The following is a 16317-nucleotide window of genomic DNA, read 5'->3' as shown; positions in this document are numbered from 1 at the left end:
AATTATATTAAATCGTGAATCTTATTTTCCTAAACAAAATTGTGAGAATATTTGGTCTAACAAAGAGTCAGCTGCAGTATCGCCAATTATTTCCCCAAGCTGTTCCCATGCGAGTCGTACATCGATTTGAATCATATCAATCGGTATATACTGTTCTGCAGCATCGTATGCATCTTGAAGTGATTTATAGGCTTTTTTGAGCAGGGCTATATGTCTCACATTACTCACATATGTCAAGTCACCCGATTCCAGCTTTCCACCAAAAAAGAGTGTCGAAATGGCATCTTCAAGTTTGTCTAGACCTTCCTCTTCCAGAACGGACATCGGTACAATGTTTGACTCCTCAAAAAACGAGAGCAACTTATCCTTATCCAGTTTGGACGGTAAGTCCATTTTATTCATGATTACTAGGCACTGTCTACCGTGGATTTGTTCCATCAATGCCAATTCATCCTCATGCAGCTCTTCATTAGCATTCAGCACAAGTAGAATCAGGTCGGCGTCACTAACTGCCGCTTTGGAGCGCTCCACCCCAATTTTCTCAACAACATCCATCGTTTCACGAATTCCCGCTGTATCGAGCAGCTTAAGCGGTATATTGTTTATCGTTATAAATTCTTCTATTACATCACGTGTTGTTCCCGGAATATCTGTTACAATCGCTTTATTCTCACGCGCTAATGCGTTCAGCAATGATGATTTACCAACGTTCGGACGTCCGACAATAGCTGTCGTAATCCCTTCACGAAGTATTTTTCCTTCATTAGATGTCTTAAGCAGCTTTGTTATTCCCTCCATAACCTCACTGCTTTTATCTTTAATAAATTCAGCTGTCATGGATTCTACATCATGTTCTGGATAATCTATATTCACTTCAATATGAGCCAGCATTTCAATAAGTGTATGGCGTAAAGCATGAATTCGATCCGATAAGGATCCGCTAACCTGTTTTAAAGCTACAGAAAAAGCCCGGTCAGACTTAGAGCGAATCAAATCAATAACAGCCTCAGCCTGCGATAAGTCGATACGTCCGCCCAAGAAAGCACGCTTGGTGAACTCCCCCGGCTCGGCTAACCTTATCTCCTGCTGCAGAAGTAAATCCATCACTCTTCTTACAGAAATTACACCGCCATGAGCACTGATCTCTACTACATCCTCTGTCGTAAAAGAACGTGGTCCTTTCATAACGGTTACCAACACTTCTTCCATCTTCTCTCCGTCATCAGGACTTACGATATGTCCGTAATGAACGGTATGTGATTCCGCTTCAGTTAATGGAATTCGACTACGAAATAATGGTGCCACTTGGGAAATAGCCTGTGGGCCACTTACCCGAATAATAGCAATTCCTCCCTCGCCTAATGCCGTCGATACGGCAGCAATGGTGTCACTAAGCATGCTGTTTTTCACCCCAAAACTTATATTTTTTGAATAGAAACGTTCTTTTATTTTAAAAAAAACAATGACTCCTTACATTGGTCAAGGAGTCATTGCATCCATATAGTCTTTACTTCAAGGTTATAACGACGCGGCGATTTGGCTCTTCGCCTTTGCTGAGGGTACTCACTTGCCGGTGATCCTGTAACCTGGAGTGGATAATCTTGCGCTCCTGAGGAGACATTGGCTCCAATACAACCTCTTTACGAGTGCGAATTACACGTCCGGCTAAACGATCAGCCAGCTCTTCTAGCGTTTTTTTACGGCGCTCACGGAAGTTCTCTGCATCTAACACAAGCCGTATAAAACTGTCGGAATAACGGTTAGCTACAATATTAGCCAAATACTGTAGAGCATCGAGAGTTTGTCCTCTTCTGCCAATTAACAGTCCCAAATCTGGACCGGAAATTTGCAGAATCGTGGATTCCTTGGTGTGGACGATTTCTACCTCCACTTCGAGCCCCATGCTCTTAGCGACATCCACAATGAAATGAACGGCTTCTTGGTAAGCTTCCTCCACCGGTTGTCCGGAATCTTGGCGTGGCACACCGCCGATGGCCTCCTGTTTGCTCTCTCTTGCTGACTGTTGAGGCAGTGACGGAGCACTCGCCGCTGATGCCGGTGCGGCTTCGGCTATCAAGGTTAGTTCAACCTTGGCACCTTTCGCACCGATCAATCCCAGGAATCCTCTTGATGGCTGCTCAAGTACGTTGACCGTTACCCGGTCCTTTTGAACTCCAAGCTGGGTTAGTCCCCGTTCTACAGCTTCTTCAATGGTTTTCCCTGTTGCGACGACTTTGCTCATTTTGACTTTTTGGCTCCCTTCGATGACTTGTTGCCGCCTTTGCTCTTCGGAGCAGGACTGGAGTCATCTGTACTTTTTACAGCACTTGCGATTGCCAATTTGTGTTTATCGTTGTTGCGGTATAAGAAGTAGTTCTGAATAATAGTGTAAAGGTTACTGTACACCCAGTATAATGGCAAGGCTGCAGGGAAGTTGTACGACATAACGAAGATCAGAACTGGATAGATCATCATCATGAACTGCATTGGCCCTTGTTGTTGCACTGGGTTCATTTTGGTCATCATTCTAGTTTGAATAAATGTTGTTAATGCTGCTAGTACTGGCAAGATAAACAGATGATCTGGTTTACCAAGCTCCAGCCACAAGAAGGTATGCTCCCGTAGATGTGGATTATAGTAGATCGAGTTGTAGAGAGCGATAAAGATAGGCATTTGTACGATCAGCGGTAAACAACCCGCCATTGGGTTAACCTTATTTTCTTGGAACAAACGCATTGTTTCTTGCTGCACCTTTTCAGGTGTGTCTTTATATTTTTTCTGGATCTTTTGGAGTTCCGGTTGAATGGCTTGCATTGCACGCGAGCTCTTCACCTGTTTAATAGTAAGCGGAAGAATCAACGTGCGGACAATAATAACCATCACAAGTACGGCTAAACCATATTCTCCGTTAAACCAATCTGCAAACTTGTCCAAGGCAATGGCGAAATAATACACTACATTACTTTGCCAGAAGCCTCCATTCTTCAAATCCTCCGTAGTGTGCGTGACAGCAGTCGACGGAGCGCATCCCGACAGAACAGCTAACGACAACACCATTACCGTGATGAGGAGAAACCATTTTCCTCGTCTAGTCTTCATTAGAGACACTTCAAAACCCCTCTCTTAAACATTCCATTCCACCGTAAATCATACCATAATTATGAATACAAATAAACAAGCCTCTTAAGCACCCTTTATTTGCGGGAAGCCTTGAGTAGCTTGGCTTTACGAAGCACATGCAGCACACTTTTTTCGAGCTCTGCATACTCCATGGAAAGCGCTCCTTTTCTTACGATAAACACCATGTCTAAGCCACCTGCAATCTCAGGTTCATGGTGACGGACGATTTCCTTAACTAATCTTCTCATACGGTTACGGACAACCGCGTTTCCGACCTTTTTGCTAACAGACACACCTACTCTAAATCGCTCTACCTCTTTTTTGCCAAACCAATACACTACAAATTGATGATTCGCAAATGACTTCCCATGGCGGTATACACGACTGAAGTCGGCACGGTTTCGTAAACGTAACTTTTTGTGCACGGGAATCTCCTTCATAAAAATCCGGTTTAAGTGTCCCTCCGAATTTTTTCTTCTAATAGTATAGGCATTTGCAAGCAGCCATAAACGACCACATTTGCTGTGCTGAAATTAAGCTTCTATATATAGTAGGAAAAATAATTTCAACTTCTCACAAAATATTTCTCAATATACGTTAAATAGCCCCGCAAAGTGTAGCTAGCGCATTAAGCGAGATCCTAGACTTTTGCAGAGCAATAATAATAAAAAGCAGTAAAAAAAGACCACCGCAGTGGTCCCTTAGTGGCCTAACTTACGCACTCAAAACTTTTCTGCCTTTCAAGCGGCGAGCTGCCAGCACTTTACGGCCGTTTTTCGTGCTCATTCTTTTACGGAAACCGTGAACCTTACTACGTTTGCTCACATTTGGTCTAAATGTCGGTCTCATAATTGCACCTCCCTTACAGGAACTTAATTACTGTCATATAAGCAGAAACGGACTAAGCCGTCCTTATAGTAGGGACAGTATCTACAAGAATCATCATTTTTATATATCGAGACATATCCTTACAGAAAACACCTTTATATATTTAAACATATTTTATGAGCAAAAGTCAACCTAGTTACCGGCTTGTTCCTCCCCCTCAAGCTCAGGTGTTTATCCACAACTCTCCCCAGAAAAAAAGTAATCCACAAGATATGACAGTTATCCACCTGTGCTCAAAAAATAAAGTCGACTACTCACAGTTGAGCACAACCTGTGTATAAAATTATCGAACCTTTGGCGTAAAGTGTCGAACCGTAAACAAATTATCAACAATATGTAGTGGTGTTCCTAATAATTGTACACAAGTGCTTGAATTTGTGGATAAAATAGCCCTGCTCATTGAAAAATAAGGGGCGTTTTGCTATGATGGTATTACTTTTGAATGTGAATAGATTTGTTTGTTCTCTTAATTATCAACAAGCTGTGGATAAAGTTGTGAACAAATCAAATTTATCCATATTTTTTTGTCTCTTCATATTGCCTACTGGGGATAAATATCAGCACCAACCTATTTTCTTCGACATTTCCACTTCATGGCTGATGCCACATTTGGAAGATTTAAAGGAGTGACAGTCTGTGGACAGCCATACTTCCGAATTATGGCAGCAAATTTTATCGATTATTCAAACCAAATTAAGCAAGCCGAGTTTTGATACCTGGTTTAAGGCTACTAAAGCGATAACCTTCAACTCCCAGGTTCTCATTATCTCGGCACCTACAACGTTTGCAGTAGAATGGCTGGAAAGTCGTTACACCAAACTGGTAGGAGCAACCGTCTACGAAGTCACAGGGAAACAAGTGGATGTAAAATTCGTGATTGAAGAAAGCAAGCCGCCTGAGCTTGTGGTTCAACAATCCGCTCCGACTCCCGTAGTATCAAGAGAAGAAGCACAAACCCATCTGCTTAATCCAAAGTACACTTTTGACACCTTTGTAATCGGCTCTGGGAACCGCTTTGCGCACGCAGCCTCACTGGCAGTGGCCGAAGCACCAGCCAAAGCATACAATCCCTTGTTTTTATACGGTGGTGTAGGTCTGGGCAAAACCCATTTGATGCACGCAATTGGGCACTATGTCCTGGAACATAACCCAAATAACAAGGTAATTTACATCTCGTCTGAGAAATTCACGAATGAATTTATCAATTCGATCCGTGATAACCGCGGTGAAAGCTTCCGTAACAAGTATCGTAATGTTGACATTTTGCTTATCGACGACATTCAATTCCTCGCTGGAAAAGAGTCTACACAGGAGGAGTTTTTCCATACTTTCAATGCGCTCCACGAAGAACGCAAGCAAATTATCATCTCCAGCGACCGACCACCAAAGGAAATTCCCACACTGGAAGAACGGCTGCGTTCCCGGTTCGAATGGGGCTTGATTACGGATATTCAACCACCAGATCTGGAGACCCGGATTGCGATTTTACGCAAAAAGGCTAAGGCAGAGAACCTTGATATCCCTAATGAGGCCATGATGTATATTGCCAACCAGATTGACACCAATATTCGTGAGCTTGAGGGTGCATTAATCCGGGTAGTTGCTTATTCTTCGCTTACCAATCAGGATGTAACCACTCATTTGGCAGCTGAAGCGCTCAAGGATATTATTCCTTCCAGTCGTCCCAAGATGATCACCATCGCTGATATTCAGCAAAAAGTCGGAGAATACTACAATTTGCGCCTTGAAGACTTCAAAGCACGCAAAAGAACCAAAGCCGTAGCGTTTCCACGTCAAATCGCAATGTATCTATCCCGTGAACTAACGGATTATTCATTGCCTAAGATTGGTGAGGCTTTCGGAGGACGTGACCATACGACCGTAATTCATGCGCACGATAAAATTACACAGGCATTAAAGGTCGATCAGGAGTTGTACAAAGTGGTAAATAATCTTGCGGAGAAAATTAAAAATCCTTCCTAAGAGGAACAAAGAGCCTATACACAATCTATACACATGTGGGTAGGCTTAATTTTATGCTGTTTGGTGGGGTTATCCACATATTCGTCGCCCCTACTACTAATACTATTAAATAACTATAATAATTCATCATGTAAAGACGCGTAATTAACAGACTCGAATCCATCGAAATTCCCAATTTTTCAGCTAGGAGTGAAATCATGAAAATAAGCATTCTTAAAAATGAGCTCAACGAATCCATTCAACACGTATCCAAAGCTATATCCAGCAGAACAACAATCCCTATTCTGACCGGTATTAAACTGGAAGTTAGCCATCAAGGCGTCACATTAACTGCAAGTGATACCGATATTTCTATTCAATCGTTTATTCCAGCAGAGAATGACAGCCACACCATCGTGAAGATAGATCAGCCAGGAAGTGTTGTTCTTCCCGCTAAATTTTTCGTCGAGATTATTAAGAAGCTGCCCTCCAAAGAAATCCACATGGAAGTAAAAGAAGGATTCCAAACGTACATTTCTTCCGGATCCACTGAGATTCAGATGGTTGGTTTAGACCCTGAAGAATTTCCTGTGTTACCGAGCATTGAAGAGAATGACACGATCTCTCTACCAGGTGATTTGCTGAAAAATATGATTAAACAAACAGCCTTTTCTATCTCTACCCAAGAGACAACTCCGATATTAACGGGTATACTATGGAATCTGAGCGACAATGAGTTTAAGTTTACAGCGACTGACCGTCACCGCTTGGCAACAAGAGCTGCTAAACTTGAAGGCACGGAAAATGTCAATTTCGGAAATATTGTTATTGCCGGTAAAACACTTAATGAGCTCAGCAAAATTATCCCTGACCAAAATATGCTGGTTGATATTGTCGTTGCGGATAATCAAGTTCTCTTCAAAATCGACAAAGTACTGTTTTATTCACGGATCCTAGATGGGATTTATCCTGATACTTCTAGAATTATTCCAACAACCTACAAAACAGAACTAACTTTAGATACAAAAAAATTAAGCGAATCGATTGATCGTGCTTATTTGCTGTCCCGGGAAGAGAAAACAAATATTGTTCGTATGCAGACGCTTGATCAAGGCGGTATTGAAATTTCTTCAAGCTCATCAGAGCTGGGTAAAGTTCGCGAGGAACTTGAAGTCATTGATTTCAAAGGTGAACCTCTCAAAATATCTTTCAACTCGAAATATATGCTTGACGTATTAAAGGTCATAGAGAGTGAGCAGCTCGTTATTGCATTTACAGGGATGATGAGTCCGATCATTTTGAAACCACTTGACCAAACCAATAGCTTGTATATTATTTTGCCTTACCGTACAACAAATTAATGCCAACATTCATGAACATGTGGATAAGTGGCTGAAAGGATAAAAACCATGAAAAAAATACTTATCCACAGTGGATACATTAAGCTGGACCAATTTCTGAAACTCGCAGATTGTGTATCCACAGGTGGAATGGCCAAAGCGTTATTGCAGGAAGGTCACGTTCTGGTCAACGGAGAGGTAGAGGAACGGCGCGGCAGAAAACTTTATCCGGGTGACAAAATTGAAGTGCAGGATAACGGGACCTTTGAGGTTGAAGGCGGAGGAGTAAAAGAGTAGTACGCTAGGGGAGGAACCATTTCGTGTTTGTTAAAAATATCGGTCTGCAGCATTATCGGAATTACGGGCTGCTGCGTCTGGAGAGCCTGGGCGATGTGAATCTGATTCTGGGTCAGAACGCCCAAGGCAAAACAAACCTCATGGAGGCATTGTTCGTCCTGGCGATGACCAAAAGCCACCGCACCTCTAAGGACCGCGAACTTATCTCCTTCGATGCCCCCGGAGATGCAGCTCAGATCGTTGCCGAGGTAGAACGAAAGTATGGCGATCTCAGGCTGGAGCTCACCCTATCTGCCAAAGGTAAAAAAGCCAAGATCAATGGCTTGGAGCAGCGGCGCCTTAGTGAGTTTGTTGGATCTCTGAATGTGGTCATGTTTGCACCGGAAGATTTAGAGATTGTAAAAGGGACCCCTGGTATCAGACGGCGTTTTCTTGATATGGAGATCGGCCAAGTTCAGCCTAGTTATCTATTTCACCTACAGCAGTATCAAAAAATACTCTTGCAAAGAGGTAATCTCTTAAAGCAATTATGGGGAAAAGAGGCTGCAGGGAAAGAGCTTCTGGAAATCTGGGATGCTCAACTTGTAGAGCATGGTGTTAAAATCGTCAAAAAAAGGAAACAATTCATAAAGAAGCTGCAAATATGGGCTGAAAGCATTCACCGGGGGATTACGAACGGCGGAGAAGAATTGAAATTGCTCTATGTCCCCTCTTTCGGCGATCGGGATGAGGAAGATGAAGCTGTCTTATTAGACAATTTTATGTTAAAGTTATCACAAACGAGAGAACAAGAAATCAGGCGCGGCATGACGCTGACGGGTCCCCATCGGGATGACCTGTCCTTTTTTATCAACGGAAGGGAAGCTCAGGTCTACGGTTCTCAAGGACAGCAGCGTACCACGGCTTTATCGCTTAAGCTGGCGGAAATCGAGCTGATCCATGAGGAAATCGGAGAATATCCTGTGCTGCTTCTTGATGATGTTTTATCCGAGCTTGATCCTTACCGCCAGACCCAGCTTATTGAAACCTTTCAAAGCAAGGTACAGACATTCATTACCGCTACCGGAATTGAGGGTCTGAATGCCGATAAATTAAAGGGCGCCAGCCTATTTCATGTTCATGATGGAAAAGTTGAGTTATAAAAGAGCGGAGGACGATCATGTATATTCATTTGGGCGGGGAGAAGATCATTAGGTCTTCGGAGTTAATTGCTATATTTGATATTTCGATTGAGAAATCTTCCAAGGTATCTAAGCAATTCGTTATTCACTCTGAGCAGGATAAGAAGCTTGAGCGGATTGGCGAAGAGGAAGCAAAATCTATTGTCGTAACTAAAAATATCGTGTATTACTCCCCCATTTCCTCCTCCACTCTTAAAAAAAGAGCCAAAATTTTGCTCGAAATATAACTTGCATTTGGTAACAAAGAGATAATCAGAAAGAAGTAGGTGAAGGCATGTCAATGAATCAACCGACATATGATGAGAGCCAGATTCAGGTACTGGAAGGGCTGGAAGCGGTTCGGAAACGTCCGGGCATGTATATTGGTTCGACTAGTTCTAAAGGTCTCCATCACTTGGTATGGGAGGTCGTCGATAATAGTATCGATGAGGCACTCGCAGGTTATTGTGACCGGATTCAAGTGATTATACATGAGGATAACGCGATCACTGTTATCGATAATGGACGTGGCATACCTGTAGGTGAGAATGTAAAGCTTAAGAAGTCGACGCTTGAAGTCGTAATGACCGTGCTGCATGCAGGCGGTAAATTCGGCGGTGGCGGATATAAAGTTTCCGGTGGTTTGCATGGTGTGGGTATCTCTGTAGTAAATGCCTTGTCTGAAAAGGTCCTTGTTAAGGTCAAACGTGACGGTCATATCTACCAACAGGAATATAGACGCGGTGCACCGCAGTATGATATCAAAATTGTTGGCGATTCAGATGAGACAGGAACGACTACAACCTTTCATCCGGATCCTGAAATATTTACGGAAACCACAGTTTTTGAATATTCGACACTGCTTACTCGTATTCGGGAGCTGGCTTTTCTTAACAAAGGAATCGAGCTTTCGCTTCATGATGAGCGGACGGATGTCACCAACGTGTTCAAATACGAGGGTGGTATCGTTGAATATGTGAAATATTTGAATGAGAAAAAAGAAGCACTACATGAGGATCCGATCTACGTGGAAGGCTCACGCGATATGATCCAAGTTGAAGTGGCTCTCCAATATAACGATTCGTATACTGAGAACATCTACTCTTTTGCGAATAATATTAATACGCATGAGGGCGGAACGCATGAATCGGGCTTTAAAAGTGCGCTGACCCGTATCATCAACGATTATGCCCGTAAAGCGGGAGTACTGAAGGATAGCAATTCGAATCTGACTGGTGATGACGTGCGTGAAGGATTGACAGCCATTATTTCTGTCAAAATTCCAGATCCACAATTCGAAGGTCAAACGAAAACTAAGCTCGGAAATAGTGAAGTGCGGGGTATCGTAGAATCACTGTTCGGAGAGAAATTACAAGAGTTCCTGGAAGAAAACCCAGCAGTATCACGTCGCGTTCTGGAGAAGTCACTTTCCGCTTCACGCGCACGAGAAGCTGCCCGTAAGGCACGTGAGTTAACCCGTCGGAAGAGTGCGCTTGAAGTCAGTGCTCTGCCTGGTAAACTCGCCGACTGTTCATCCAAGGATGCATCGATCAGTGAACTATACATCGTCGAAGGTGACTCAGCGGGTGGATCGGCTAAGCAAGGCCGGGATCGCCATTTCCAAGCGATTCTACCGTTGCGTGGTAAGATCCTAAACGTTGAAAAAGCTCGCCTTGACCGTATTTTATCTAACGCTGAGATCCGCGCCATCATTACGGCTTTGGGCACAGGGATCAGCGATGACTTTGACTTATCGAAGGCTCGCTACCATAAAGTGGTTATTATGACCGATGCCGACGTCGATGGAGCCCATATTAGAACGCTATTATTAACGTTCTTCTATCGTTACATGCGGAAGCTAGTAGACGCGGGTTATATCTATATTGCACAGCCTCCTCTCTTTAAGATTGAGCGCAATAAGGTTATCCGCTACGCAGGCAGCGAGAAGGAACGCGATGATATTATCGCTTCTTTTGGAGAAAATGCTAAGGTTAACGTCCAACGTTACAAAGGTTTGGGAGAGATGAATGCAACCCAACTTTGGGACACAACGATGGACCCAGAGACCCGTATGATGCTCCAGGTTACGATTGAAGATGCGATGCTGGCAGATAGTATTTTTGATACACTTATGGGTGACAATGTTGAACCAAGACGTGACTTTATCCATGAGCATGCCAAGAACGTTAGATACCTTGATGTGTAAGAACAATATTTAATACAACCTCCGGCTTCTATTCCTAACGGAATGAGAACGCTGGAGGTTCTTTGATTTCAAGCTTCTTTTTAGGCTCTTGTAGATTGTTTATTGCGGTTCGAATAAGGGGATTTTCTTGCTTTTACACGTCCATAGGCTACGGCATAGCGATGTATTTTACGATAGATTGATTTATCTGGAAATAATTTGAATACAGCAATGGACGGAAGAGTGTTGACTTCCAGCAGCCACATATCCAGATGTTGATCCATGGCAATATCCAGACCAATCTCTTTGATTCCTGGATAGGCAGATTGAAGCTGTGCCGCGATTTGTATACCCAAAACTTTTAAGTGATTGATCGTAACTAGGACTTCAGAGGGCGGCATATAATTTTTAAGCAGAGTACTTACGGAAAGGATACTGCCTCCACTGTGATAATTGGTGACGATTTTTTGAGGGGCAGCTACTCTTCCAAGCATTCCTGTTGTTTGCCATACTCCTGACGGAGTTTTTTGGGTAAGAACCCGAAGATCAAAAGGGCGGTCTTGATGACGCAGAAGGTCAATTCCTTTTTGGATCAAATAGGTCCGATTCTGAATTCGTTTCTGTAAGTTCTCATACAGCTCTTCTGGTGAGAAAAACACTTCCGCAGTCTTCCCATATCTTAAAATATATAAGATCTGTTCTTCTGGCTCTTCTTTATTAACATTATCGAGGTCGGTACCGTGTTCAGCTTTCTGTTTGCTAGTGCTAAGAGTTACAGTACGCTGCTCAGCTCTCATTACACCGATACCATAACTTCCTCGATCAGGCTTAATATAGACCATTGTATATAACGCAAGCATCTCCTTAAGAGCATTGACATCGAATTTACGGGTATCAGGCACATATTGTAATAGAGAGTGATTTTGAAGGATGACTTTCGTTTTAGCCCATTTGCTTGGGACGCGTTGAATCTTCATTATCTTCCTCCTTATGAGTTTTGTGCAGGAATAGGTCCTTTGGGTTCCTTGTTGTAAAAAATGCAGTGGCAGCATAATCTTTGACAGCTGAAAATCAGGACAAGCTACCTAAACAATGGTATAATATAAGGATATGGGGTTATGCCTTATCGAACGATATTAGGATAATAAAACCGTGTTTCTTGTCTTTACAGTCTATGTAGTAAAGATATTTGCGGAAAGGGCAAATACCCTGATAAGCGCAAAAAGAAATCAATATTAGAAGATAAAAGGCTATCATGTTTAATTGTGCTACTTTTGTGAAAGTAATATAATTAAGGGTAGCGGTTTTTTAACTGAAGGAGGTCCAGCAACTCATGGCTGAACAAAATAACCCACAAGTCAAAGATCGGGACATTGGCGTGGAAATGCGTGAATCCTTTATGGATTACGCAATGAGCATCATTGTTAGCCGGGCTTTGCCAGATGTGCGGGACGGACTCAAGCCGGTTCACCGACGCATTTTGTTTGCGATGTCGGAGCTTGGAATGTCTGCGGATAAGCCTCATAAGAAATCTGCAAGAATCGTCGGTGAGGTTATCGGTAAGTACCACCCTCACGGTGACTCAGCTGTCTATGAAACAATGGTACGGATGGCTCAGGATTTCTCGATGCGCTATATGCTTGTAGACGGTCACGGGAACTTTGGTTCGATTGATGGTGATATGGCCGCGGCGATGCGGTACACAGAAGCCCGTCTTTCCAAGATTGCAGGCGAAATGCTTCGTGATTTGAACAAAGAGACAGTTGACTTCGCACCCAACTATGATGGTGAAGAGAATGAGCCGGTTGTATTACCAGCCCGTTATCCGAATCTGCTCGTAAATGGGGTATCTGGTATTGCTGTAGGTATGGCTACTAATATTCCACCGCATAACCTTGGTGAAGTTATCGATGGTGTGCAGGCGATGATTAAGAATCCTGATATCACGCCAATGGAATTGATGGAGTTTATCCAAGGTCCGGATTTCCCTACGGCTGGATATATTTTGGGTCGTGAGGGCATTCGTCAGGCTTATCGTACGGGGCGTGGTTCAGTAACCATGCGTGCGAAGGCAACGATCGAAGAGAACAACGGCAAGGCTCGCATCATTGTGCATGAGCTTCCATACCAGGTTAACAAAGCAAGATTGGTTGAAAAAATCGCAGAATTAGTACGTGAGAAACGTATCGAAGGTATAACGGATCTTCGAGATGAGTCTGACCGTAACGGTATGCGTGTAGTTGTTGAGATGAGACGCGATGTTAATCCAAATGTAGTATTAAACAATCTATATAAACATACTTCTATGCAATCCACATTTGGGATTAATATGCTTGCCATCGTAAATAACGAGCCGAAAATTCTTAATCTGCGTGATGTTCTTTATCATTATTTGCAGCACCAGATTGAAGTTATTCGTCGTCGTACTATATTTGATCTTAAAAAAGCTGAAGCACGCGCTCATATCTTAGAAGGTCTGCGCATTGCGCTTGATCATCTGGATGAAGTGATTGCGTTAATCCGTGCTTCGCGGACAACTGATATAGCCCGCGAAGGATTAATGAGCACCTTTAGCCTCAGTTTAGAGCAGGCTCAGGCTATCCTCGATATGCGGATGCAACGTCTGACCGGTCTGGAACGGGAAAAGATCGAGAATGAATATAACGAATTGATCGTTAAAATTGCAGAGTACCGTGAAATTCTGGCTAACGAGCATCTTGTACTGGAAATCATCAGCAATGAGCTGCAGGATATCCGTGATAGATATTCTGATGAACGCCGGACAGAGATTACGGTTGGTGAAGAAAGTATCCTGGATGAAGACCTTATTCCACGTGAAGAGGTTGTTATCACTATTACACATACAGGATATATCAAACGTCTACCTGTCAGCACCTACCGCAGTCAGAAGCGCGGAGGTCGCGGAGTCATGGGGATGGACACCAAGGACCAGGATTTTGTGGAGCATCTCTTCGTGAGTAACTCTCATAACTATCTGATGTTCTTTACCGATAAGGGTAAAGTATACCGGATTAAAGCTTACGAGATCCCAGAATTGGGCCGTACAGCCCGGGGGACGCCAATCATCAACCTGATTCAAATCGAACAAGGTGAGAAGATTAGTGCGGTAATCCAAGTAGAAGATGGCGATAGCGACAAATATTTATTCTTTGCTACCCGCGAGGGTATCGTGAAGAAGACGCCTCTTGGGGATTATAACAACATCCGTAAAGGCGGTCTTATTGCCATTAATCTTCGTGAAGAAGATTCCCTGATCGAGGTTAAGCTGACTGATGGACAGCAAAATCTCATTATCGGTACAGCTCGCGGAATGTCGATTACGTTCTCAGAGAATGATGTGCGTTCTATGGGACGTAGCGCGACTGGCGTTAAGGGTATTACGCTTGACGGTAATGACCATGTCATTGGTATGGACTGTGTCGATAAGGAGCTTGAGGTTCTGATTGTTACTACCAAGGGTTATGGTAAACGGACACCAGCCGGTGATTATCGTTCCCAGACTCGTGGCGGTAAAGGGATCAAGACCATTAATCTCACCGATAAGAATGGTCCTGTAGTGGGTCTTAAGGTCGTTAAGAAGGATGAAGACTTAATGATCATTACGACTAGCGGTACCCTGATTCGTACCAGCATGGATGGAATCTCTACTATGGGCCGTTACGCTCAAGGGGTTAAGCTGATTAACATCCGCGAGGATGACGCAGTAGCTACCCTGTGTAGAGCTGACAAGAACGAAGAGGATGAATCTGAGGAAGTGGAAGGTCTGGAAGGTCTGGAAGGCTTGGAAGGGCAAGAAGGCCTGGATGGGCAGGATACAGTCGAGGAATCTGGCGATATTGATCAGCCTGAGATCCTGACTGAGGACGAAGACACTGACCTAGAATAGGTTGAATTCAAAAAAGAGCAAGGGCTTCTATTCCAGAAGTTCTTGCTCTTTTTGTTGCCTTTTGAATGACCGATGCTTCAAAAAATAAAATAAATATTTTGAAAGAATAGTTTTCACTGCACTAGTGTCTTCCATTTATCCGTACTATAATTAGCCAATAGAATCCTATAAAGTACTAATTTCTCAGAAATTATCTGTCTTATCAATGTGAGGTAATGCTGGGTGTACGGCTTATAGAAATTAAGGGGCTGAGTATATGCCAAATATATTGGTTGGAGAAGTTAAAGCAGGCTCAAAGATAATAAAGGATGTAATTACACCTTTAGGGGGGACTTTATTCACTAAGGGAAAAATATTGCTCCCTCGTGATCTAGATATTTTACAGGCTTTTTTGATTGGGCAAGTGGAAATCGAAGGTGACCAAGGTGAGGCGAGTTCGGATGGAGCCAAAACAACAGCTAAGCAAGCTTCCCCTAAAGCTGGAGCCATTATCAACGAATCGATGTTGGCCAAGACTAATTCTCCTCTACATGATGAATACGATAAAATGCTCACTCTTATTAAGAACAGCTATCGATCGGTAACGGCAGCTTCACTTCCTATTTTTGAGCTTCGCAGTCAGTTAGAGACATTAATAGGTTATTTGAAGGATTATCATGTTTTGAAGTTTACACCGCGCACTTTAAAATATGAGGATTACAACTATCACAATGCTGTGTTGTCCGCGTTGACCTCCTATAAAATCGCTCAGTGGTGTGGGTACCCACAAAAGGATTGGATGCAGATTGCTTTTGCAGGATTATTACATGATATCGGTAATGCAAAAGTAGACAGCTCACTTTTACAGAAACCGGAGTCACTTAACAATAGTGAAATAGAAGAGGTACGCCGACACACTACATATGGTTATCAATTATTACGCAATGTTACAGCGATTAATGAAGGGGTAAGACTTGCCGCCTTGCAGCATCATGAGAAGATTGATGGCTCTGGTTATCCATTGAAGCTGGACGGCAGTCAGATTCATTTCTACGCTAAAGTAGTCGCAGTAGCAGATATATTTCATGCTATGACCTTAGAAAGAGCCTACAGAAGAGCACAGTCTCCTTATTTGGTACTAGAGCAGATTCTGACAGAAAGCTTCGGTAAGCTTGACCCAGTGATTGTGCAGACGTTTATACAGAAGAGTACTGATCTCTTTAATGGCACTAGAATCAAATTAAGCGATGGGCGTCATGGGGAGATTATCTTCACTGATCGCGCAAACCCTACACGTCCGATGGTTAAGATTGAGGAAACAATAGTTAACTTGATGCTGGAACGTGAATTGTATATTCAAGAGATCATTGCATAGGGTGTAGTTACAAGGGAATAAGGCTGTGCTAGCCACTCTATATCGCAGTATTGAGGCTTTTGGCAGCACAGTCTCTCATTTATCTATTATATTTCAAAAAAAGA

The 16317-nt window shown here is 43.0% G+C and carries 14 protein-coding genes; 8 read left to right on the top strand and 6 right to left on the bottom strand.

From position 1 onward, the window contains the following. Nucleotides 1-21: 21 nt before the first annotated feature. The 5 genes from mnmE to rpmH all read right to left on the bottom strand — a co-directional run bounded on the left by mnmE (nucleotide 22) and on the right by rpmH (nucleotide 3969). Nucleotides 22-1398, bottom strand: a complete 1377-nt coding sequence (gene mnmE / locus MHH60_RS06635) for a tRNA uridine-5-carboxymethylaminomethyl(34) synthesis GTPase MnmE (RefSeq protein ID WP_076132924.1) — start codon at nucleotides 1396-1398, stop codon at nucleotides 22-24. A 109-nt stretch (nucleotides 1399-1507) separates the two neighbouring features. Then, nucleotides 1508-2242, bottom strand: a complete 735-nt coding sequence (gene jag, locus MHH60_RS06630; RefSeq protein WP_036677749.1) for an RNA-binding cell elongation regulator Jag/EloR — start codon at nucleotides 2240-2242, stop codon at nucleotides 1508-1510. Continuing rightward, nucleotides 2239-3108, bottom strand: a complete 870-nt coding sequence (locus MHH60_RS06625; protein ID WP_036677747.1) for a YidC/Oxa1 family membrane protein insertase — start codon at nucleotides 3106-3108, stop codon at nucleotides 2239-2241. Before MHH60_RS06625 ends, jag begins: the two co-directional genes overlap by 4 nt. 86 nt (nucleotides 3109-3194) lie before the next feature. Next, nucleotides 3195-3545 carry a ribonuclease P protein component gene (gene rnpA, locus MHH60_RS06620; RefSeq protein WP_036677842.1) on the bottom strand — a complete coding sequence of 117 codons (351 nt, stop codon included), beginning with the start codon at nucleotides 3543-3545 and terminating at the stop codon, nucleotides 3195-3197. Nucleotides 3546-3834: 289 nt separating this feature from the next. After that, entirely contained in the window at nucleotides 3835-3969 is a 135-nt protein-coding gene (gene rpmH, locus MHH60_RS06615; RefSeq protein ID WP_036677745.1) for a 50S ribosomal protein L34, read from the bottom strand. Between the two features lie 675 nt (nucleotides 3970-4644). Here rpmH and dnaA point away from each other — a divergent pair. The 6 genes from dnaA (at nucleotide 4645) to gyrB (ending at nucleotide 10973) form a co-directional block, all read left to right on the top strand. Beyond that, complete coding sequence (dnaA, locus tag MHH60_RS06610; protein ID WP_036677741.1) at nucleotides 4645-5991, top strand: chromosomal replication initiator protein DnaA; 1347 nt, start codon at nucleotides 4645-4647, stop codon at nucleotides 5989-5991. 197 nt (nucleotides 5992-6188) lie between these two features. Further along, nucleotides 6189-7331, top strand: a complete 1143-nt coding sequence (gene dnaN, locus MHH60_RS06605; protein ID WP_036677739.1) for a DNA polymerase III subunit beta — start codon at nucleotides 6189-6191, stop codon at nucleotides 7329-7331. Nucleotides 7332-7379: 48 nt separating this feature from the next. After that, the gene (yaaA, locus tag MHH60_RS06600) at nucleotides 7380-7607 is read left to right on the top strand and encodes a S4 domain-containing protein YaaA (protein ID WP_036677736.1); all 228 of its coding nucleotides are present in this window, start codon (nucleotides 7380-7382) and stop codon (nucleotides 7605-7607) included. Nucleotides 7608-7630: 23 nt separating this feature from the next. Then, nucleotides 7631-8749: a DNA replication/repair protein RecF gene (gene recF / locus MHH60_RS06595; RefSeq protein WP_076132926.1), complete on the top strand. Its 1119-nt coding sequence runs from the start codon at nucleotides 7631-7633 to the stop codon at nucleotides 8747-8749. Between the two features lie 17 nt (nucleotides 8750-8766). After that, nucleotides 8767-9015 carry an extracellular matrix regulator RemB gene (gene remB / locus MHH60_RS06590; protein WP_036677731.1) on the top strand — a complete coding sequence of 83 codons (249 nt, stop codon included), beginning with the start codon at nucleotides 8767-8769 and terminating at the stop codon, nucleotides 9013-9015. 47 nt (nucleotides 9016-9062) lie between these two features. Further along, nucleotides 9063-10973, top strand: coding sequence for a DNA topoisomerase (ATP-hydrolyzing) subunit B (gene gyrB / locus MHH60_RS06585; protein WP_036677726.1), 1911 nt, complete (start codon nucleotides 9063-9065; stop codon nucleotides 10971-10973). An 80-nt stretch (nucleotides 10974-11053) separates the two neighbouring features. Here the strand turns inward: gyrB and MHH60_RS06580 are convergent, their stop codons facing one another. Beyond that, nucleotides 11054-11929, bottom strand: coding sequence for a YheC/YheD family protein (locus MHH60_RS06580; protein ID WP_076132928.1), 876 nt, complete (start codon nucleotides 11927-11929; stop codon nucleotides 11054-11056). A 356-nt stretch (nucleotides 11930-12285) separates the two neighbouring features. Between MHH60_RS06580 and gyrA the strand changes: the two genes are divergently transcribed. Together gyrA and MHH60_RS06570 are read left to right on the top strand one after the other, a co-directional pair. Then, a complete protein-coding gene (gene gyrA, locus MHH60_RS06575) occupies nucleotides 12286-14859 on the top strand; it encodes a DNA gyrase subunit A (protein ID WP_076132930.1) in 2574 nt (857 codons plus the stop codon). Between the two features lie 256 nt (nucleotides 14860-15115). After that, a complete protein-coding gene (locus tag MHH60_RS06570; RefSeq protein ID WP_076124333.1) occupies nucleotides 15116-16213 on the top strand; it encodes an HD-GYP domain-containing protein in 1098 nt (365 codons plus the stop codon). The last annotated feature ends 104 nt before the right edge of the window (nucleotides 16214-16317 follow it).

Source organism: Paenibacillus sp. FSL H7-0716 (assembly GCF_038002705.1).
In the GTDB taxonomy this organism is placed as follows: domain Bacteria; phylum Bacillota; class Bacilli; order Paenibacillales; family Paenibacillaceae; genus Paenibacillus_AQ; species Paenibacillus_AQ odorifer.
This window is presented reverse-complemented; position numbering and strand designations above follow the sequence as displayed.